This window comes from Streptomyces sp. NBC_00704 (assembly GCF_036226605.1).
Taxonomy (GTDB): domain Bacteria; phylum Actinomycetota; class Actinomycetes; order Streptomycetales; family Streptomycetaceae; genus Streptomyces.
This window is the reverse complement of the sequence record NZ_CP109000.1, coordinates 7,773,920-7,793,269: the sequence shown is the minus strand read 5'-3', so window position 1 is coordinate 7,793,269 and position 19,350 is coordinate 7,773,920. Positions and strand designations below refer to the sequence as shown.

Genomic DNA, 19,350 nt, shown 5'->3' with positions numbered 1-19,350 from the left:
CGAAATTTTGCAATTGAGCATCAGGCTGCATCCCGTGCACCCCCTCCACGAAGGGGGCCTTCCTCGAGGGGTCAGGCCTTCTTGACCACGCTGGACTTGAGCTGCATCGCCCCGAAGCCATCGATCTTGCAGTCGATGTCGTGGCCGTCGACGCCGTCGACGAGGCGGATGTTGCGCACCTTGACGCCGGCCTTGAGGCCCGAGGGGCTTCCCTTGACCTTGAGCGCCTTGACGATGGTCACCGTGTCACCGTCCTGCAGCACGTTGCCGACGGCGTCCTTGACGACCCGCTGCCCGGCGGCGTCGGCGGCCTCCGCACCTCTTTCGGCGGGAACCCACTCATGCCCGCACTCCGGGCACACCGCCAGGGCGTTCATCTCGTAGGTGTACTCACAGGAGCACTTCGGACAGGGAGGAAGAGTCTCGATCATCCGGCCAGGGTAGCGAGCCTGCGCTTGTGCCCGGACAGGACGAGAAGGGACGGAGGTCGCGAGGCCGTGGAACGCGTGCTGCCGCGGGCCACCCGGGAAGTTCCTCCGCCGGTGACGATGCCTCAGAAAGTGACCCAGTAGCGGCGTTTGACCCCGGCGGCGGTGCTGCGCACGTCCTCAAGGACGCCGCCGTTGCGTTCGATGGTGCGCGCCGAGCCGACGTTGCCGTCGTCACAGGTGAGGAGGACCCGGTCCAGGCCGAGCGAGGGCGCCTTGAGCAGAACGGTCCCCAGCGCCCGTGAGGCCAGTCCGCGTCTCCTGGCAGAGGGCCGGACGCTGTATCCGATGTGCCCGCCGCCTTCCAGGAGGAGGGCGTTCAGGTAGTGCCGAAGGTCGATGGCCCCGAGGTAGGTCTCACCGTCGACGATCCACCAGTGCGTGGCGTGCACGCGTCCTTCGCCGACGGGCAGCGACCGGTCGGCTTGCTGTCGCAGGCGCTGGACCCATGCGGCGAACCCGTCGGGGCTGTCGAGGTCATCGTCACCGGCCAGACGCAGGCCGGCCCCGTCCTGGTGAGCACCGGGCTGCCACTCGGCACGCGCTGCGAGCCATGAGGCGTGCAACTGTGCTGTGGGAGCGATCAGTTCAGCCATGCGTGGGACGATAACACCCGCATCCGTTACGTGATCAGGCGTCTTGAGTCGGGCCAAGGGTTTCGCTCCCTGGGGAGCGGATGCAGGGCGGGGCCGGCTCGGGGGCGGGACCGCAGGGCGGCGCGGGGCGCCACGGCCCGGCGCGGACCTCGGCCCGGCTCGGCGCGGCCTCGGTCCCGGTCGGCCCGTCCGCCCGGCCCACCGTCGCTCATGCGGGTGGGTGTCGTCCTGTCCGGCTTCGGTCTCCTTGCGGTCACACGCCGCCCTCGGAGGGTGATGTGACCTGGATCATGTGCAGCGGGTGCAGCGTCGCGCGGGGGCCGGCGTCTTTCTCCAGGTGTAGGGGGACGGCCGGAACGAGGACGGTGGGGATGGAGCAGAGTCGAGCCGATGCGTTCGACGGGTTCGTGGCGGCCCGCTGGTCGGCGTTGTTCCACCTGGCCCGTCTGCTCGTAGGAGGTGATCGGCACCGGGCCGAGGATCTGTTGCAGGAGGCCCTGGTCAAGCTCTGGTTCGTCTGGCCGCGCATCGCGGAGGAGGCCCCCGAGGCGTATGTGCGCAAGGTGCTGGCCCGGGCGGCGGCGCGGTCGGCGCGTCGGCGGTGGTGGGGCGAGCGCCCGGCCGAGGAACTGCCCGATGTGACGGAGGTGGGTGACGTGTCCGCCTCCGTGGCCGAACGCACGCGGCTGGAGGCCGCGTTGGTCCAGCTGCCGCCGCGGCAACGGGCCGCGGTCGTACTGCGCTACTACCAGGACCTGCCGGAGAAGCAGGTCGCGGAAGCACTGGGATGTCCGGTGGGCACCGTCCGGTCCCACGCTTCGCGCGGCGTGGCCCGGCTGCGCCGGATCCTCGGCGATGTCATCGAACCGGTCGGATGAAGGGGAGGGCCATGGACCATTTCGAGCGGGAGCTGGCGCGGATGATGCGCGACTCCCAGGAGCACACTCCCTTCGGGCCCGAACACCGCACGGGCCTCCGGGCCCGGGTGCGGGCCCGACGCCGCGCACGCGCGGTGCAGAAGGCCGTCGGTTCGGTGCTGGCCGTGGCCGGACTCGGCCTCGGCTTCTTCCTGCTGCCCCGCGACTCCTCCGAGACCAGGCCGCAGGCCCCTCTCCCCCGGCCCGCGGTCGGCCCGACGTCCCCGCACGCGACTCCGGCGCCGACACCGGACGCCTCGCCGAGCACGCTCCCCACCGCCGGCCCCACCGCGACCGCCGGAGGGACCGCCGCAACGTCCACGGCCCCGGCCACGACGAGCAGTTCGCTCACACCGCCGACCGCGACCGGCAACGAGACCGGCACCGCGTCACCCTCCAGCACCGGCACGGCGAACGTCTCGGCCACCACGCCGGCGGCGCCGACGACGACACCTCCGACGATGAGGGCCTCGTCCCACGGCGGCTCCGCCGACTCCGGATAGACGCAGCAGCGCCGAACACCCCCGCCCGGCAGTGGCCCCCGCCCCCTTCGCCCCCTGCCGTGCGTGACCTCAGCCTGCCCTGCGACAGCACACGAAAGCGGATGAACAGTGACAGAACTGGTGAGCCCACTCCCCCTGCGTACACCGTTGCCGGTGCACCATCGCGAGCCCGTCCTGGACGTGGTCGTGCCGGTGTTCAACGAGGAGAGGGATCTGGAGCCGAGCGTCCGGCGGCTTCATGCCCATCTGTGCGAGACCTTTCCGTACGCGTTCCGGATCACCGTCGCGGACAACGCCAGTGCCGACGCGACCCCTTCGATCGCGGCTCGGCTGGCCGCGGAGCTGCCTGAGGTGCAGTGGACACGGCTGGGCCAGAAGGGGCGCGGGCGGGCGCTGCACGCCGCCTGGTCCGGTTCACGGGCACCGGTGCTCGCCTACCTGGACGTCGACCTGTCCACCGATCTGACGGCGCTGCTGCCACTGGTCGCACCGCTGATCTCCGGGCACTCCGACATCGCCATCGGCACGCGCCTGGCCCGCGGCTCGCGGGTGGTGCGCGGCCCCAAGCGCGAGATCATCTCCCGCTGTTACAACGCCCTGCTGCGCTCCGCCCTCGCGGTGGGATTCTCCGACGCGCAGTGCGGCTTCAAGGCGGTGCGACGGGACGTGGCCGAACGGTTGCTGCCCCTGGTGAAGGACTCGGAATGGTTCTTCGACACCGAACTGCTGGTGATAGCCGAGCGGGCCGGGCTGCGGATCCACGAGGTGCCGGTCGACTGGGTGGACGATCCTGACAGCCGGGTGGACCTGGTGGCCACGGCGCTGGCAGACCTGCGGGGCATCGCGAGGCTCGGCCGCGAGCTGGCCCGTGGCACTCTGCCGACAGCGGGACTTCGCCGCGGCGCCGCCGACCAGGTGCGCGCGGGGCTGGCCGGCCAGTTGCTGCGCTTCGCCACCGTGGGCGCCGTGAGCACGATCGGCTACGTGCTGCTGTACACCGCGCTGCGCCCGGTCTGCGGGTCCCAGGGCTCCAACGCACTGGCGCTGCTGGCCTGCGCCCTGGCCAACACCGCCGCGAACCGGCGGCTCACCTTCGGGCTCCGCGGCCGCGACGACGCCCTGCGCCACCAGGCCAAGGGCCTCCTGGTCTTCGTGATCGGCCTCGTCCTGACCAGCGGATCGCTTGCGGCACTTCAGCATGCGGCGCCCCGGGCCTCGCACGGCACGGAGGTCGGCGTCCTCGTCGCCGCCGGCCTTGCCGCGACCCTGCTGCGCTTCCTGCTCCTGCGGGCCTGGGTTTTCCCTGCCGCTCGCCACCGTGGGACGGGGGACATCGCCGCATGAACCACCCGACGACGCTGAGCCCTCCTCCCGGCTCAGGCGCAGAAGCAGGCGCACCCGTAGCTGCCGCAGATGCCGCCGATGCCGACACGGACGCCGAGGCCCTCGGACTCCGCCACCGCGTCCCCGACGCGGACCGCCGCTCGCGCCTGTACCGCGCGGCCGGTCGCTACGCCCCGGTACTGGCGCTGTACGGCGGGCTGAAGCTCATCGGCTTCACCGTCTTCATGTACCTGCTGGACTCCGCCGGGGACTTCCGGCACAAGCACCCGCGCTTCGGCGGAGGCGCACACCCCTGGGACGTACTGGCCAGCTGGGACGGCTGGTGGTACCAGCAGGTCGCCGCGCACGGCTACACCCCCGCGCTGATCCCGGATCCCAACGGCACGGACCTGATCACCCTCAAGGGAAACTCGGCGGCCTTCTTCCCTCTGTACCCGGCCTCGATGCGGCTGGTCTCCGACTGCACGGGGCTCGGTCTGTACGGCTCCGGGATGCTCGTCTCCATCCTCGCGTCGTTCGTCGCCGCCCTCGGCATCTACGCCGTCACCGCCCGGTTCGGCGGCGGACGGGCCGGGCTGGCCGCGGCCGGGCTGTGGGCCGTGTGGCCGGGCTCCGGCACGGAATGGTCGGCCTACTCGGAGTCCCTCTACGTCGCCCTCGCCGTCTGGGCCTGTCACTCCGTGATGAACGACCGCTGGCTCACCGCCGGCGTCCTCACCTTCGCCGCCGGCCTGGGCCGCCCCACCGCCGTCGCCCTCATCGCCGCGCTCACCGTCGCCGCGCTGCTGGCGCTCCATCGTCGCCGGGAGGATTTCGCCCGCCCCTGGACCGCGATCCTCGTCGCGCCACTGGGGCTCGTCGGCTACCTGCTGTGGGTCGGCAACCAAATGGGCGATCTCGCAGGCTACTTCACCTTGCAGAAGGGCGCGTGGGCCCACACCTTCGACTTCGGTGAGCAGACGCTCGACGTCTTCGCCTCTCTCGCCGTCGGCCGGTCCGACTACCTCTTCGCCTGCCCCGTCGAGGACATGATCGGCGCGATGACCGTGCTGCTGGGTCTGCTCCTGCTGCCCCTTCTGATCCGGCTGCGGCCGCCGGCCGTCCTGACCGTGTACACGATCCTGACCTTTGTCCTGGTCCTGGGCAGTCAGCAGATCTTCGGCAACGTCTCCCGCTACCTGCTGCCCGCCTTCCCCCTGCTCATCCCGCCGGCCGTCAAGCTGCGCGGACTCGGTCTGCCCACGCTGACGGCGCTGCTCGCCGTCACGGCCGTCGCGTCGGGCTCGTACGCCGGGTACGCGCTCTTCGAGCTGGGGGTCCCGTAGAAGCCGCGGCCCGCGGCGGCTCCGAAGCCCCCGGCGGCTCCGAAGTCCTAGGCGGCTCCGACGGGGACGTTCAGAGGTGGCCGTCGAGGATCTCGCGGACCGCGGCGTCGGTCATAAGACCCGCGCCGCGCGCCACCGCCTCGCCGTCCTTCAGCAGGACACAGGACGGGGCGCCGGTGATCCCGTACCGCTCCGTCGCAGCCGGGCAACGAGTGATGTCCGCGCGGACGGCCGTCAGACGGCCCTTGTAGTCGTCGGCGACGCCCTCCACGACACGGTCCATCTCCCGGCAGGGCTCGATCGCCTTGGGCCATGTCCCCGTGAAGTACGCGAGGACCGGCACGTCGCTCATCCGCAGGATGAAGGCGAACTCCGCGTCCTCACGGGCCTGGTGGACCCGATGCGCCATGAAAGGCTCCTGACCTCGCGTTCCGTCGTTCCGTCGTTCCGTCGTTCCGTCGTTCCGTCCCCATGATCCCCCGTACGAGGAGGCCGGCATGTCCGCCGGGCGGGAGCCCGGCGCCGTCGCGCGACCGCGGTCGCCCCGCCGTGGACCCGGCGGGCCCTCCGCCACGCGAGCCCCGCTCAGCGGCGGCCGGTGGACAGGACGACGAGGAACTGGCCGCCGCCCGCCTGGACCTCGGCGGTCACCGGCAGCCCCGGAACCAGTCGGGAGAACCGGTCCACCAGCCACTCCGCCGCGTCCTGAGCGTCCTGTCCGGTCGGGCAACGGCCCACCGTCTCGCGGCCCCCCTTGCGCTCCAGCCTCGCGGCGACGGTGATCAGCGACGCGGGTTCGACCACGTACAGGTGGTCCGGCCAGGCGATGACCGCCTTGACCGCACCCTTGCGGGTGTTGCAGGCGCGGTGGGCGAGCCGCTCGGCCACCTTCGCCTTCCGGTCGGCGGTCCGGCTGTCCACGCTGGGCCCTCGCGGGTCGTTCACGGACTTGTCGGGGTCGACCGGCTCGTCGCACACCCAGCACCGCCAGCCGTCGCGCTCGGCCACATCATCAAGGAGACTCATCCGAGCAAGCTAGCCTGCCCGGCCGTCTCCCCGCGCACCAGGGCCCCCGGCGACAGGCGCGCCGTGGTGTGCCGCGGGGCCCGGGCGCCGCTCGAGTCGGTTCGTTGCGCGCCCCCGCCGGCCGTGCTTGGCTCGCCCGATGAACCTTCTGCTGACGGCGAGCGGCCTGCGCAACGAGACACAGCGGGAAGCGCTGCGGGACATGCTGGGAAAGCCGTTCGGATCGGCGAACGTCGTGTACGTCCCCACGGCGTCGGTCGCCGAGCCCGGAGACCACGGCTGGTTCGTCGCGAACATGAACCGGCTGCACGGCCTCGGCTGGCGGGAGTTCGACGTCCTGGAACTGAACGGACTGCCCCGGCAGATGGTCGTCGACCGGCTGCTGCACGCCGACGTCGTCCACGTCGAGGGCGGCAACCACTACCACCTCGCGCGCAGCATCACCGGCAACGGTCTGGCCGACGGCTTCCTGGAGGCGCTGCGGGAGCGGGTCTACGTGGGGGTCAGCGCCGGATCGATGATCTTCAGCCGTCATCTCACCACGCACTCCGCCGACGTCATCGGGGACAGTGCGGACCTCCATGTGCTCGGCGCGACCACCGTGGAGCCGCCGTTCGGCCTCTTCGACTGGTATCTCAAGCCCCATCTGTACTCGCCGGACTTCCCCGAGCGGGACGACGCCTGGGCCGATCGCATCGCTGCCCGAGCGGATTTCCCGGTCTACTTCATCGACGACGACACGGCCGTCCGCGTCGCCGACGGCAAGGTGGACGTCGTCTCCGAAGGCCGGTGGCGCTTCCATCCGTGACCCGGTGCGCGCACGCTCCCGTCGTTCGCCCTGCCCGGTCGTGGCCCCTGTCCCTCGTGGCCCCGACCGGCTTCCCGAGGACTTTCCGCATCGCGCGGCGAGGCCCACGGGTCGCCGTCGGGCCGGCCGGTGCCGGTGCTGCGGGAGGCCCCCCTGGCACAGCGCCGGTTTACGGGCCTCATCGGCCACGCTGACGTCGTCCCCGCACACTCCCGCTCCCCCGCTCCCCCGCCCCGCCGGCCGTCGGCCGCTCATGAGGATGACGATGGTGCATCCGAGATCCCCCTACCGGCGAACAGGCGACAAGGGTTCCGGAGACGTTCCCGTTCGAGTGTCAGCCGCACGAGGGATACGAGTGGCGTGGCGCTCCCGGGTCCCACGCGGCGGCGTCGGGACCCGGCCCGCGTGACAGGCATCCGCCCGCGGCCGACTCCGGCCCGGCCGGTCGCCGCGCGTGGCCGCCGAGCGGCGATCCAGGGGGTGGACAGCCGGGCGTCCGCCGCTGCCGTCGGCGTTTCCGTCGCGCGCCGCCGCAAGCGATCCGGGCGACCCTCCCGCAGGATGGTGCCGGCGGCCCGGCACCGCGAGTCCGTGAAGCCGGCCCCTTCCGTGTGCGGCGGGACGACACCACCCGCCCTTCTACGAGGGAGCACCTCATGGCAGCGATGACGGAGGAACTCGTACCGGTGCTGGAGAACGTCCGCCAGGCACATGCGGCGCTCCTCGACCGGCTCGGGACGGACGCGCTCGTCACTCCGCCGGGCCAACATCGTCAGACGCTGGAACGCCAGGCCGCCCAGATCCACATCGGCCTGGGGCGCGTCCACCGTCTGGAGCGCTCCCTGCACCCTCGTGGCCTGCTGGAGTCCGCCGTCGGTGCGACGATGTCGGTCTCGCGCGGCGCCCTGCGCACGGCGATGCTGCCGCTGACCATCGGATCGGTCGTCGTCCGCGGACTGCTCCCCGGCGGGGGCCCGGTCGATCCGCGACACCTGCTGAAGAACACCGAGGACGAGTACGCGGCCGTCGCGCGGGCCCTGGCGGCATGCCGGGCCGGGGAGGCGCTCGCCGACCAGCTGGACGACCGGCGCACCGCCGACCTGCTCGGCTGGCTCCGCCGCCAGGACGAGGAACTGCTGCGTGAACTGGACGGCCTGCTCGTCGAGCACGCTCGCGACGTGGCGCGGAACGTCGCCGAGCGCGGCATCCGGGAGGCCCGGGGCACGGGCGAGGACGCGGCGCCTCAGCGGCCCGAGCCCGGACCCATGGCAGAGGAGGTCCTGGGCGCGGTCAGGCGGGAGGAAGACCTGCCGATTCCCGGATACGGCAGCCTCACCGCGGCACAGGTCGAGGCACGGCTGACGGTGCTCTCCCAGCTCGAGCTGACCGTGGTCGAGGGCTACGAGCGTGCGCACGCCCGGCGCAGGGAGGTCCTGAAGGCCATCGAGCGGCTGCGGGCATCCGAGCCGTGGACCGGATATGACGCCCTGGACGCGGCCGGGATCACCGCGAGCCTGCGGGACGCACCTCCTGAAACGGCGCGCCGGGTGCTGGAGTACGAGCAGCTCCACCGGCGACGCCAGGATGTGGTCGCCGCGGCGGCGGAGCGCGCCTGCGCCTGAGCACGGAACGCGAGATCCAGCAGACCGACACAGCTCGAGGGCCGACGGCAGACGCGTGACGCACACGACCGAAGTGCCGCGGGGGTTGTCACGCCGCGACGCGCCGCCTTCACCGCTCGCTGACCAGTACGGACGTCACCTGAAAGTGGTTTGCCGACGCGGGGGCCGCGTGGGTAGCGTCACCGTTCGTGACCCGGATTCTGCGCACCGAGCGGCTGCTCCTGGAGCCGTACGTCCCTGAGGACGAAGAGGACTTCGTCGCTCTGTTCCAGGACGCCAGGGTGTCGCGGTGGATGGGCGACGGTCCTGCTTCCGAAGCCGATGACCGGGCGCTGTTCCAGCGGATCTTCACGAAGGTGTACGCCCAGGACCTGTTCGACGTCTGGGCTGTGCGCCGGAACGGCCTTCTCGTCGGGCATGCCGAGATCAAGCCGACCGACGTCGTCGCCGGCCACGAGATCATCTACGCCCTGGCCCCGACGGCCTGGGGGCTGGGCCTCGGGACCGAGGTCGCGGAGGCGATCGTCGCCCACGGCTTCGACGCCCTCGGGCTGACCGAGGTCCACGCGACCGTGGCCGCCCCGAACACCCCCTCACTGACCCTGCTCAACAGGCTCGGCTTCGAGCACGTCCGGGACATCACCGAGGACGACGGCAGCACCACGCGTGTGCTGGTGCGCCATCGGGGCGCGGGCGACGAGTCGTAAGGGCGCGAGCTGACAGCGGCGCGGGCCGACAGCCCGAAACGCCGCCCCCGGGCGCGCCGTTCACGCTTGTGCGACGCGCATGGAGACCTCGGCGACGCGCTCGGCCAAGAGGTCGGGAGGCAGGACCGGCTGGACGAGATGGCTGACCGTCAGGCGCACCACCGCCTCGACGACCAGGCCCGCGAGTGGCGTCGGTGTCGGCACGGACGACAGCCGGCCACCGATCACCTGGCGGTCCCCTGGTCCTGGACCGACCAGTACTCACTGGGGCCCCGGGGCCGGAGCGGCGGCCGAGGCGGCCGCCTGATACCCGCGGTGCCGAAATCCCGTCGAGATCCGCGCGGACGGGGCCTACTCTGCGGGCATGGCCCACGCGAAGACCTCATACGTCTGCCTGCCCTGCCGGGCCTCGTACAAGCAGCCCTACGACACGAGCAGGGAGCGGATCTGTCCCCGCTGCGCGCGACCGCTGATCCACGTGGGCTCCGCCTTCGCCGCACCCCGACGCCGCGACACCACGGCCTGGCGGACGCTGTCCGTGCTGCTGCACGCCGGTGTTCGCTTCCACAAGAGCTGCTGCTGGGGGCCCGGCTACCGTCCGCGCACCCTGCGGGAGGTACGCGAGCGGATGACGTACGCCCGGCGCAGCGGTGAGCCCTTCGCGCGCTCACTCGTACGGTACGAGCTGCCCGCGGGCCCGCCTCGCGGCTGACGGCGTCCGGGGTGCACGGGGAGGGATCCACCGTCGCCGCGTTCGCTCCCGGACGGCGCGCCGTGGCTGAGGCGGGTGCCGGCCGCCTGTCCGAGACCGTCGCAGGAGACAGGTGTGACACCGATCGGGAGCGTGCCCCGAGAGCCGCTTCGCGGGCGTGGGACCACGCTCAGCGGAACGTGTCGCACCGGGCCATGTCCCCGGTGCGGTAACCGAGGCCGAACCACTGCTGCCGTTGCTCGGACGAGCCGTGGGTCCAGGTGTCGGGGGTCACCCGCCCCTGGAACTCCTCCTGGATACGGTCGTCGCCGACAGCCGCGGCCGCGTCGAGACCGTCGTTGATGTCCGCGCCGGTGAGGCTGGTGATCAGCGGCCTGCCGGTGGACTCGTCCTTGACCGTCGTCGCGTGGTGCGCCCAGACGCCCGCGTAGCAGTCGGCCTGCAGTTCCGTCCTGACCGAGGCGCTGTCGGCACCGGTCAGCCCGTTGTGGGACTTGCCCAGCGTCCCTTGGAGGTCCTGGACATGGTGCCCGTATTCGTGCGCCACCACATAGGCCTGTGCGAAGGGCCCGCCGCTCGCTCCGAACTTCGTCCGCAGATCGTCGAAGAAGCCGAGGTCGAGGTACACCGTCCGGTCGCCGGGGCAGTAGAAGGGCCCCACCTCGGAGGTGGCGTTGCCGCACGCCGTGTCCACCTGCCGGCTGAACAGTACGGTCGGCGCCTTGGTGTAGGCGACCTGGCCGCTGCGGCCCAATTCCTGTGTCCAGTAGTCCTGGACGCTGTTGACCACGGCCACGATGCGGCAGTCGTCCTTGGTGTCGGCGTCCTGTCCGGTGCGGCACGCCTGCTCGACCCGGGCGAGCGAGGACGAGGCCGGCGCCGACTGGTCGCCGGACGAGAGGCCCGACTGGCCGGGGCCGATACCGAGCACGAGTCCCACGACCAGTACGACGAGCCCGACGACTCCGCCGCCGATGGTCGCACCGCCACCGGGGATCCGACTGCCGCGCACGTCCTGCACCTCGGAGGTGTCCAGACGGGCGTTGTCGTCGAACTGCATGAGGCGCCGCCTTTGCCGTATGTCGTCAGGGTCGCTGCTCCTTGTACCCGCTTTGCCGTGCCTGGTGCCCTGCGAGCGGTCGGCGCTGCGCCTCGCGCGAGAGGATCCCGTGCACTGCGCCGCGCGGTCCGCCGTGTGGGAACCAGTGCCCGTGAGCGAGTTGCGCCGGGGCGAGACCCAGCAGGGCGGTGAAGAAGTCGACCGCGTCGATGTCGGTGCTCGCCCGTGGCTTGGTTCTTCAGCGACCGTCAGCGGGCGATGGAGATCGCGAAGGGCGTGAATCCGGTGGAGCGGATGACGTGCGGTACGAACAGGATCGCGGCCTCCGTGGCGCGGGCGGTCCGGATACCGCCGAGGTCGGTGATCCATTCCTGTTGCCAGCCGAGGTCGGTGAGCAGGTCGTGGACGGTCTGCTTGGCCTGCGGGTCGTCACCGGAGAGGAACGCGGTCGGCGTCTGCGCGAGGGTGGCCGGCGAGGTCATCACCGGGAAGAGCATGGTGTTGAGCGTCTTGACGACGCGCGTCTCGGGGAGCGCGTCCTGGAGTTGCTCGCCGAGGCTCGAGCCGGGGTAGATCAGATCGGCGGGCAGTCCGTCCGGTCCGTCGGCGGTGGCGTTCGAGACGTCGACGAGGATCGTGTCCTGGAGTTCTTCGCGCAGCGCGGCGAGCCGTTCGAGCGAGCCGGCGCCCGGGGTGGCGTTGATGACGATCCGGGCCGTGCTGGCCGCGTCGCCGGCGGCGCCGGGCGTGCGGTCGGCCACGGTCACCTCGTGTCCTGCCCGGGCGAGGGCTGCGGCCAGGTTGCCGCCGACTCGGCCGTTTCCGAGAACTGCGATCGTGGTCATGGTGATCCGGTCCTTCCGTGCGTGCGGGCGGTGGTGTGCAGTCAGCGCGAGAGCGTGGACACGGCTTCGGCGTGGACGCCGGGCGCCGCAGCCAGGAAGCTCCGGCTCCGAGGGGTCCAGGGGCGGCCCTCGGCGTCGGAGATCCGTCCGCCGGCCTCGGTGACGAGCAGCGCGCCGGGAAGCAGGTCCGCGCGGGCGCCGGCGAACTGCCAGAAGGCGTCGATCCGGCCGGCGGCCACGTTCAGCAGGTGCAGGGTCGCGGGCACGGCGGCGCGGACGACGAGCGCGTCGAAGAGCATCGCGGTGATCGAGGAGCCGACGCGCCGCACGACCTCTTCGTCTTCGTCCGGCCGGGCCTGGCTGGTGGCCACGATGCTCAGGCCGAGGTCCGCGGCCCGGGAGACGTGCAGCGGCCGGCCGTCGAGGTGGGCGCCCGCGCCGGTGAGCGCGGTGTAGGTCTCGCCCGTCAACGGCAGGTGAACCGCGGTGAGCACCGGCTGGTTCTCCCGCACGAGGGTGGCGGTCACGGCCCACTCGGGCAGGGCGTGCAGGTGGTTGACGTTGCCCTCGGCCGGGTCCACGACCCACCACTCGCCGGCCGGCAGCGCCCCGCCGTCCAGTTCGTCCTCCACCCAGCCTGCGCCCGGGCGCAGGCTCGAGAGGCGGGGGCGCAGGATGTCGAGGGCCGTGTCGTCGTTGGCGGCGAGCGCGCGCATCAGCTCTTCGCGGCTCTGGTGGCGGACCACTGCGCCGAAGCGCTCGCGCAGCGCCGAACCCGCCTCACGCACGGCGATCACGCTCTGGGCGAGAAGGTCGGCGTCGGAGGCGGCGACATCAGTGGTCTGGAGCGTTTCGGACATGGCGGTGTTCCCGTCTGAGAAGGGGTGCTGTGGCCGGTCGAGGGCCGAACTGCGCGTTGTTCCTTGCGCTTTCGCCCCAACGGTATGCAGCACCGCCATTAACCTCAAATGCATGTCAGGCACGTCTAGGATTACTCGCATGCAACTGGATCTGAACCTGCTCGCGGCCCTCGACGCACTGCTGGAGGAGGGCAGCGTGACCGGGGCGGCGGCGCGCCTGCACGTCACCGCCCCGGCGATGAGCCGGAGCCTGGGCCGGATCCGGCGCACGACCGGGGATCAGATCCTGGTGCGCACCGGCCGCACGATGACCCCCACGCCGTACGCGATCGCCGTCCGGGAACAGGTGCATGAGCTGCTGCACCAGGTCCAGGGGGTGCTGGCGCCGAGCCGCGAACTCGATCTGGCAACGTTGGAGCGCACGTTCACACTGCGCTGGCACGATTCCCTGGTCGCCTTGAGCGGTCCCGCACTGCTCGCTGCCGTGCGCGGGCAGGCTCCGGGCGTGCGACTGCGCTTCGTCGCGGAATCGAGCACCGACACCCCCGAGCTGCGGCGTGGCGAGGTCGACCTGGAGGCGAACGCCAACCGCCCCGGCGCACCGGACATCCGTGCCGAGAACGTGGGCGAGACCCGCCTCGTCATCGTCGCGCGCCAGGGACACCCCCTCACCCGCGTCAGGACCGTCACCGCACAGCTGTACGCCGCCGCTGAGCACGTCGCCGTCTCGCGACGCGGAAACCTCGGAAACGCCGTCGACGACGCCCTCGCGCGGCTCGGCCTCACCCGCCGCGTGGTGGCGACCGCGCCCACGGAAGCGGCCGCACTGGAGTTCGCGCGCGACTCCGACATTCTGCTCAGCGTCCCCGAAGCCACCACGCGGTCAGCGGTCGCCGACCTCGGCCTGACCGTCCTCCCCCTCCCCCTCGAACTGCCGTCGGCGCCGGTATACCTGTCGTGGCATCAGCGCTACGACACCGATCACGCCCACGCCTGGCTGCGCGGACTGGCGCGAACCGCGCTGGCCATGTGAGGAGTGCCGCCACCGGAGTGCGGCCTGACCGGCGTCCTCAGGGTCGAGACGTCCGCTCCACCGACCTCCGACAGGCACTGCCAGGACCTGTTCGGACGGACTTCTCCGGGATGCGGTGAGGTCGTAGGCGACCGGGTCACCCCGGCTGGTCGTCCGTCCTGGGGTGATACAGCGCTTGGGCGCGGGCGCAATCGACGGGTCGGTCCTGGGGCAGGTGCAGGAAGTAGTCCAGCTGCCACGCCTGGGCAGTGTCGGCTTGGCGGTTGGTGGTGGTCACCCAAGGCGGATAGACGCGGAAGGCTCGTTTGCCACCGGAACCGTCCGCTGACACGACACCGTTCCTGCGGAGCGCGTCCATGGAAAAGACGAACTGACCGAAGTAGTGACGGTCGCGGGTGCTGACGACGAAGAGGTCGACGGGGTCGGTGGCGTCGAAAGGCCGGATGGGCCCGCCCGGGGACCTCTTCCATACGGTGACGAACTGGCCGACCTTGGTCGGGGTCGTCTTCGCTGCGCGGAATCGGACGGCGAGTCCGTCAAGGGTGAAGGCGTGGGCGGCGTATGCGGCGCTCTCCTCCTCCGGGGCAGGCTGCGAGCAGGTGAACCCGCAGGGGTCGTAGACGAGCGCTTTTGCCGCGAGGAGATCCCTGTGGGCCGGGACGGTGTCCGACCACGGTGTGAATCCGGTGGGTGGGAGATCGGGTGAGCGCCCGCGGTTCGTCGCCATTCGTTCACCCTGTCACGCATGCGGGAACGGTCGCCGACCGAACCAGCGGCGCGACTCTCCCTACGGCGGTCGACCCGGCCATCGGGGCCCTCCGGTCTCGTCGCCTGTGCGTGTGCGTGTGCCTGTCCGTGCCCCTGGTGTGCGACCCGACCGGGCGGGAACGGTCATCGGCAGGCAGGCACACGCTCCTTCACCGCCTACGGCCGCTGATCACCTCGAATGACCCGTTCAGGAAGCGAGTTCGTCCAGAAGCCGGGGGCCGTTGTTACGGACGTTGTTCACGGCGGTGGAGACGGGGCGGGCGTCCAGGCGGCCGTCGGCCGGCCGGACGAGCAGGGCCCGCAGCTCGTCCGGGTCCCGGTGGGCGGGGTCGAGCCAGGCTGCGTAGTCCTCAGGGGTGAGGGCGAGCGGCATCCGAGGGTGGACGCGGCCGGCCGTGTCGGTGGCTTCAGTGGTGATGATGGTGCAGGTCATCAGCCAGGCGTCCGGGTCGTCGTCCTGTTTGACGGCCGGATCGCGCCAGTACTCGTACAACCCGGCGAGCGCCATCACCTGGTCGTCTTCGGGGTGGATGAAATACGGCTGCTTGCGCGCCGTGCCCGTGTCGGGGTCCTTGGCCTGCTGCCACTCGTAGAAGCCGTCGGCGGGCAGCAGACAGCGGTGCCGGGTGAACGCCCGTCGGAATGCGGGCTTTTGGTGCACGGTCTCGACCCGCGCGTTGATCATCCGGGCGCCGATCTTCACGTCCTTCGCCCAGGACGGCACCAGGCCCCAGCGCAGCGGCCGCAGCGCCCGCTCCACCGGCGCGGCGTCGCCCTTGTCGCGGGGCGCACGTTCGAGGACGGCCCATACGTCGTCGGTCGGGGCGACGTTCCAGTTCGGCGCGAGCGTCTCCTTCGCAGGTACGTCGGGCACCTGGAACAGCGGGGCCAACTCCTGCGGGCTGCGAGCGGATACGTATCGACCACACATGACGTCACTCTTGCACCTCCCCGATGCCGCGCGACCGCACGACGCCGTGTCGCGTCAGGCGGCGGCCGGGACGGCGTGCGAGGAAGAGGCGGGGCCGGAGCGCCGCACGTCACCCGCTCGTTCCACGGTGGCATCCGCGCACGAGGAGTCGCATCCGCCCCCATCCATCGGCTCGCCCGGGACGGATTCGCAACCGTTGCCCGTCATCCGACCTCGCCGACGCCGGTCAGCCGACAGTGTCAGTGCCCGGTCGCATACTGACGCCCATGCAGATATCGGCGTACGCCCTCAAGCAGGCCTGGAACCAGGTGGCCGCAGGCTCTGACGTGCTCGACGAAGCGATGCTCCCGCCCATCGGCACCTCACCCGACCAGTACGAGCGGTACATGGGCGAGCCGCACGGTCGTCTCTTCCTGGTGCTGGACGAAGACGGGACGGTGCGCGGCCACATCGGTCCCTACCGGGAGGTCTTCGCCACTCGGGACCTGGACCAAGTGCTGTATTTCGCCGCCGAGGACGCGGTCCGCGCACTCGCCGAGCACATCGCGGCCCGGTCACCGGGTCGCGGCCCGGTGGCCAACCTCGTCTCCGGGCAGGCCGAGCTGCTGGACCGGATCAACCCCGACTGGGGCAGCAGATTCCGCAGCGGCGGCGTGGACGGTACGCAGCCCTCGACGGCGTGCGGACGCGACCCGCTGGAACGCCTCGCCTGGATCGCCGGCAGCTGGCGCGATCAGGACCCCTACACCCACCTCGCCTTCTTCCGCGGCGAGAACGTCAGCGCCGAACAGATCGCCCTGCTCCACGGAGCCGACCCCGCACAGATCGCCGCCGGGACCCGTCTCGCGGATCTGCGCGGCATGGACGGCGGGACTTTCGACCACTGGGACATCGTCTGGGAGAGCTGCTGCTTCGGGCAGGCCGGCGGCTGGGCGTTCCTCATGTACCACGAGACGCCCGGCTTCGGGCCCGGCCAGGAGGCTCTCGCTCAGCTCGGCGTCACCGAGACGGTGCACCTGAGCGCCACCTCCGCGAAGGCCATCTACACCTTCACCTACACGCGCGACGGCCGGCGTGTCGACGACGACTGGGGCGTTCTGGAGCTGATCTGGTACGACCGCGGCCGCGCCCCCTACTTCCGAGGCGGTCAGCTCGACTTCCTTAACCAGGCCGTACGCCGCGCCGAACTGGACCACCCCGAACTGACCAGCGAGTTCGAGCTGTACTTCCACGCCCTGGAGGACGCGTTCGGCCTCCAGCTGCCCCGGCAGGACATCCAGGAGGGGACGGTGCGCGCCGCGCAGTGGGCACGCCGCGACAGTTGACGGTTGCGTCCCTACAGCGCGCCGGGGGCAGTCGGGCTGCCGGCGAGCTGTCCGGTAGTGGAGACGGGGCCGGGCGGGGCGGATGCCGCGGACGGCCTGGCGGACCACCGCGCGCACCGTGATGCTCATCAAGGGTTCGCGGGCCGTCCCTGGAGCGGCTGTGATCCACGCAGGAACGTGGCGACCTCATCCGGGACCCGGCTCGTCAATGGGTCAGACGGTGAGTGCCGTGCGCAGGGTGGTGGCCATCAGATCGATGGCTTCCCTCCCGGCCGGTGCCGGACCGGTGTGGGTGAAGTAGTGGTCGACACCCTCGAAGCAGCGATGGGTGACCGGAACGCCGGCGGCTTCCAGGGCTTTGGCGTACGCGTCGCCCTCGTCGCGCAGGCGGTCGTTCTCCGCGGTGATGACCAGGGCGGGCGGCAGACCGGCGAGATCGTCCGCGAGACCGGGCGACACCAGCGGATGGGCGAGGTCGGCGGGATCAGGGACGTAGGCGGCGGTGAACAGCCGCATGAGCTGAGGGGTGAGCAGGGGCTTGGGGACGGGTGACCGTTTGGCGGCCGGGTCGGCGAGCTGGTCGAGGGGTGCCGAGTCGATGATCTGGAGACGGGGCGTGAAGGTGCCGCGGTCCCGGGCCGTGCGGCAGACCGCGGCGGTCAGGTTGGCCCCGGCGCTGTGTCCGCCCACAGCGATGCGCGAACCGTCCCAGTCGTTGGCCGTGCCGCTCTCGACCGCCCAGGCGGTGACGTCGTACGCCTGGGTGACGGGCACGGGGTACGGCCGCTGCGGGGCGACGGCATAGTCCACGTTGATCACCACGCAGCCGGCCGTAGCGGCTATGTAGCGGCAGATGTGGTCATCCTGCTGAGGGCGGGCTACCACGAACCCGCCGCCGTGGAAGTTGACGTACACGGGGGCTGGGGCCACCGCGGCCGACGGGCGGTAGACGGTGCATGTCACCGGCCCGGCGCCGGTCTCCACCCGGATCGATTCCGTGCGCTTCGGGATGTCGGTGAAGCGCAGATCCTCGTGCACGCGGCTCATCATTCGGCCGAGCAGCAACTGAACCCCTCTGGCCTGGATCCTGCGGCTGAATGACATGACTGAGTCCCATCACTACAAACTTAAAGTATCAGGATTCCTGATAATGGATGCTCGTCACTGATCACGCAAGGGGCAGCCGCGAGCCGGATCCGGCCGGGCCGGCGGAGTCGGGCACTTCCGCGTAGTCGGGCAGCTCGACGCCGTTGATCGCTCGTCCGACCAGCTCGGTGAACCATTCGCCGGCGAAGTCCGGGCGCGGCTCGGCGTCTGGGGCGGGGACGTCCCGGCTCCGGGCGTTCAGCCGGCCGATCTCCTGGTTGGCCTCGACGTACGGGCGCATCCGCGCCTCGTAGCGGGCGAACCCGGCGTCGGGGTCCCATCCGGCGGCGGCCAGTTCACCGGCCAGCAGGTAGGCGCCGACCAGGGCCAGGCCGGTGCCCTGCCCGGACATCGGCGAGGAGCTGAACGCCGCGTCCCCGAACAGCCCCACCCGTCCACTCGACCAGCGGTCCATCACCACCTGGGCGACCTGGTCGAGGTAGAAGTCCGGGGCGTCGTCCAGGTGGGCGAGGATGTCCGGGGTCAACCAGCCCAGGCCGGCCATCCGTTCACGCAACAGGCGCTTCTGGGCCGCGACGTCACGGTGGTCGACGGCGAAGTCGGCCGAGGCGAAGGAGAACATGGCCATCGCCCGGGTGGCGTCCTGGATGGGCCGCAGGAGGGCCGAGCGCCCGGATTCCTGGTCCTGGTGCTCGAGCAGCCAGCGGTCCAGCCCGAACTCGTTGGGCACGCTGTAGAACGCCAGCACCTGCCCGAGGTGGCGGAGGAACCGTTCGTGCGGCCCGAAGACCGTCGTCCGCAGTTCCGAGTGCAGTCCGTCGGCCCCGATCACCAGGTCGAAGCGCCGCCGTTCGCCGCCCGCGAAGGCCACGTCGACCCCGTCCGTGTCCTGGGTGAGGCCGGCGATCCGGTCGCCGAAGATGTACTCCACGCTGTAGCGGGTGTCGTCGTAGAGCACCCGGGACAGGTCCCCGCGCAGGATCTCGATGTCCGCGATGAACCCGTCGCCACCGTCGTCGTCGGCACGGAAGGTCTCCAGCACCTGCCCGTCCGCGTCCACGGTGTGGGCGCCGGCGGTGTCGGTGCACGCCGCTCGCACCGCCGCGTCCAGCCCCATGCGCCCGATGACCTCCCTGGCGACCCCGCGCGCGTCCACCGCCTGTCCGCCGGGACGCAGTTCGGGGGCCCGCTCCACCACGGTCACCTCGGCTCCCCGCCGACGCAGCCAGTGGGCCAGCGCGGGTCCCGCGATGCTCGCCCCCGCCACGAGCACTCTGGGACCGCTCACCGGCGTCCCCTGTTCGCCGGTCCGGACGGTGTGCTCCTGCTCGAAGTCGCCCACGCTCATCGCTGCCTCCATGTGCCCTTCCGCG

General features: G+C 71.4%; 22 protein-coding genes. 10 read left to right on the top strand and 12 right to left on the bottom strand.

What is annotated here, in order from left to right; genetic code table 11:
* Positions 1 to 71: 71 nt before the first annotated feature.
* On the bottom strand, positions 72 to 431 hold the full coding sequence (locus tag OG802_RS33845) for a zinc ribbon domain-containing protein YjdM (protein WP_329416664.1): 360 nt from the start codon (positions 429 to 431) through the stop codon (positions 72 to 74).
* 122 nt (positions 432 to 553) lie between these two features.
* Complete coding sequence (locus tag OG802_RS33840) at positions 554 to 1,084, bottom strand: GNAT family N-acetyltransferase (RefSeq protein ID WP_329416662.1); 531 nt, start codon at positions 1,082 to 1,084, stop codon at positions 554 to 556.
* Positions 1,085 to 1,455: 371 nt separating this feature from the next.
* On the opposite strand from OG802_RS33840, the gene OG802_RS33835 reads away from it, so the two are divergent.
* The 4 genes from OG802_RS33835 (at position 1,456) to OG802_RS33820 (ending at position 5,173) form a co-directional block, all read left to right on the top strand.
* Complete coding sequence (locus OG802_RS33835) at positions 1,456 to 1,962, top strand: SigE family RNA polymerase sigma factor (protein ID WP_329416661.1); 507 nt, start codon at positions 1,456 to 1,458, stop codon at positions 1,960 to 1,962.
* A gap of 11 nt (positions 1,963 to 1,973) precedes the next feature.
* Positions 1,974 to 2,504, top strand: coding sequence for a cellulase (locus tag OG802_RS33830; protein WP_329416660.1), 531 nt, complete (start codon positions 1,974 to 1,976; stop codon positions 2,502 to 2,504).
* Positions 2,505 to 2,624: 120 nt separating this feature from the next.
* Complete coding sequence (locus tag OG802_RS33825; RefSeq protein WP_443055419.1) at positions 2,625 to 3,848, top strand: glycosyltransferase; 1,224 nt, start codon at positions 2,625 to 2,627, stop codon at positions 3,846 to 3,848.
* On the top strand, positions 3,845 to 5,173 hold the full coding sequence (locus tag OG802_RS33820; RefSeq protein ID WP_329416659.1) for a hypothetical protein: 1,329 nt from the start codon (positions 3,845 to 3,847) through the stop codon (positions 5,171 to 5,173). The genes OG802_RS33825 and OG802_RS33820 overlap by 4 nt, the downstream gene beginning before the upstream one ends.
* 70 nt (positions 5,174 to 5,243) lie before the next feature.
* Here the strand turns inward: OG802_RS33820 and OG802_RS33815 are convergent, their stop codons facing one another.
* Entirely contained in the window at positions 5,244 to 5,582 is a 339-nt protein-coding gene (locus OG802_RS33815; RefSeq protein WP_329416658.1) for a thioredoxin family protein, read from the bottom strand.
* A gap of 176 nt (positions 5,583 to 5,758) precedes the next feature.
* Positions 5,759 to 6,199 (bottom strand): hypothetical protein, encoded by a 441-nt coding sequence (locus OG802_RS33810; RefSeq protein ID WP_329416656.1) that lies wholly within the window; start codon positions 6,197 to 6,199, stop codon positions 5,759 to 5,761.
* A 139-nt stretch (positions 6,200 to 6,338) separates the two neighbouring features.
* Between OG802_RS33810 and OG802_RS33805 the strand changes: the two genes are divergently transcribed.
* From OG802_RS33805 to OG802_RS33795, 3 genes are all read left to right on the top strand, one after another.
* Entirely contained in the window at positions 6,339 to 7,007 is a 669-nt protein-coding gene (locus tag OG802_RS33805) for a Type 1 glutamine amidotransferase-like domain-containing protein (protein WP_329416655.1), read from the top strand.
* 656 nt (positions 7,008 to 7,663) lie between these two features.
* Positions 7,664 to 8,629, top strand: a complete 966-nt coding sequence (locus OG802_RS33800; protein WP_329416654.1) for a hypothetical protein — start codon at positions 7,664 to 7,666, stop codon at positions 8,627 to 8,629.
* Between the two features lie 188 nt (positions 8,630 to 8,817).
* Positions 8,818 to 9,336, top strand: a complete 519-nt coding sequence (locus OG802_RS33795; protein WP_329416652.1) for a GNAT family N-acetyltransferase — start codon at positions 8,818 to 8,820, stop codon at positions 9,334 to 9,336.
* A 60-nt stretch (positions 9,337 to 9,396) separates the two neighbouring features.
* Here the strand turns inward: OG802_RS33795 and OG802_RS33790 are convergent, their stop codons facing one another.
* Positions 9,397 to 9,540 (bottom strand): hypothetical protein, encoded by a 144-nt coding sequence (locus OG802_RS33790; protein ID WP_329416651.1) that lies wholly within the window; start codon positions 9,538 to 9,540, stop codon positions 9,397 to 9,399.
* 160 nt (positions 9,541 to 9,700) lie between these two features.
* Here OG802_RS33790 and OG802_RS33785 point away from each other — a divergent pair, with 160 nt between their 5' ends.
* Entirely contained in the window at positions 9,701 to 10,048 is a 348-nt protein-coding gene (locus OG802_RS33785) for a deoxyxylulose-5-phosphate synthase (RefSeq protein WP_329416650.1), read from the top strand.
* A 169-nt stretch (positions 10,049 to 10,217) separates the two neighbouring features.
* On the opposite strand, the gene ypfJ is transcribed toward OG802_RS33785, so the two are convergent.
* From ypfJ to OG802_RS33770, 3 genes are all read right to left on the bottom strand, one after another.
* Positions 10,218 to 11,108, bottom strand: a complete 891-nt coding sequence (gene ypfJ, locus OG802_RS33780; protein ID WP_329416649.1) for a KPN_02809 family neutral zinc metallopeptidase — start codon at positions 11,106 to 11,108, stop codon at positions 10,218 to 10,220.
* 248 nt (positions 11,109 to 11,356) lie between these two features.
* Entirely contained in the window at positions 11,357 to 11,953 is a 597-nt protein-coding gene (locus OG802_RS33775) for an NADPH-dependent F420 reductase (RefSeq protein WP_329416648.1), read from the bottom strand.
* A 41-nt stretch (positions 11,954 to 11,994) separates the two neighbouring features.
* Entirely contained in the window at positions 11,995 to 12,813 is an 819-nt protein-coding gene (locus tag OG802_RS33770) for an inositol monophosphatase family protein (RefSeq protein ID WP_329416647.1), read from the bottom strand.
* A 139-nt stretch (positions 12,814 to 12,952) separates the two neighbouring features.
* Between OG802_RS33770 and OG802_RS33765 the strand changes: the two genes are divergently transcribed.
* The gene (locus OG802_RS33765; protein WP_329416646.1) at positions 12,953 to 13,846 is read left to right on the top strand and encodes a LysR family transcriptional regulator; all 894 of its coding nucleotides are present in this window, start codon (positions 12,953 to 12,955) and stop codon (positions 13,844 to 13,846) included.
* 136 nt (positions 13,847 to 13,982) lie between these two features.
* Here the strand turns inward: OG802_RS33765 and OG802_RS33760 are convergent, their stop codons facing one another.
* Both OG802_RS33760 and OG802_RS33755 read right to left on the bottom strand, forming a co-directional pair.
* Positions 13,983 to 14,573 carry a MepB family protein gene (locus OG802_RS33760; protein WP_329416645.1) on the bottom strand — a complete coding sequence of 197 codons (591 nt, stop codon included), beginning with the start codon at positions 14,571 to 14,573 and terminating at the stop codon, positions 13,983 to 13,985.
* Positions 14,574 to 14,801: 228 nt separating this feature from the next.
* Positions 14,802 to 15,545 carry an SOS response-associated peptidase gene (locus OG802_RS33755; RefSeq protein WP_329416644.1) on the bottom strand — a complete coding sequence of 248 codons (744 nt, stop codon included), beginning with the start codon at positions 15,543 to 15,545 and terminating at the stop codon, positions 14,802 to 14,804.
* Between the two features lie 266 nt (positions 15,546 to 15,811).
* Between OG802_RS33755 and OG802_RS33750 the strand changes: the two genes are divergently transcribed.
* The gene (locus OG802_RS33750; RefSeq protein ID WP_329416643.1) at positions 15,812 to 16,870 is read left to right on the top strand and encodes a hypothetical protein; all 1,059 of its coding nucleotides are present in this window, start codon (positions 15,812 to 15,814) and stop codon (positions 16,868 to 16,870) included.
* Positions 16,871 to 17,083: 213 nt separating this feature from the next.
* Here OG802_RS33750 and OG802_RS33745 read toward each other — a convergent pair whose 3' ends face one another.
* Positions 17,084 to 17,974 carry an alpha/beta hydrolase gene (locus OG802_RS33745; protein ID WP_329416642.1) on the bottom strand — a complete coding sequence of 297 codons (891 nt, stop codon included), beginning with the start codon at positions 17,972 to 17,974 and terminating at the stop codon, positions 17,084 to 17,086.
* Between the two features lie 64 nt (positions 17,975 to 18,038).
* Positions 18,039 to 19,325: an FAD-dependent monooxygenase gene (locus tag OG802_RS33740; protein ID WP_329416641.1), complete on the bottom strand. Its 1,287-nt coding sequence runs from the start codon at positions 19,323 to 19,325 to the stop codon at positions 18,039 to 18,041.
* Positions 19,326 to 19,350 lie beyond the last annotated feature (25 nt).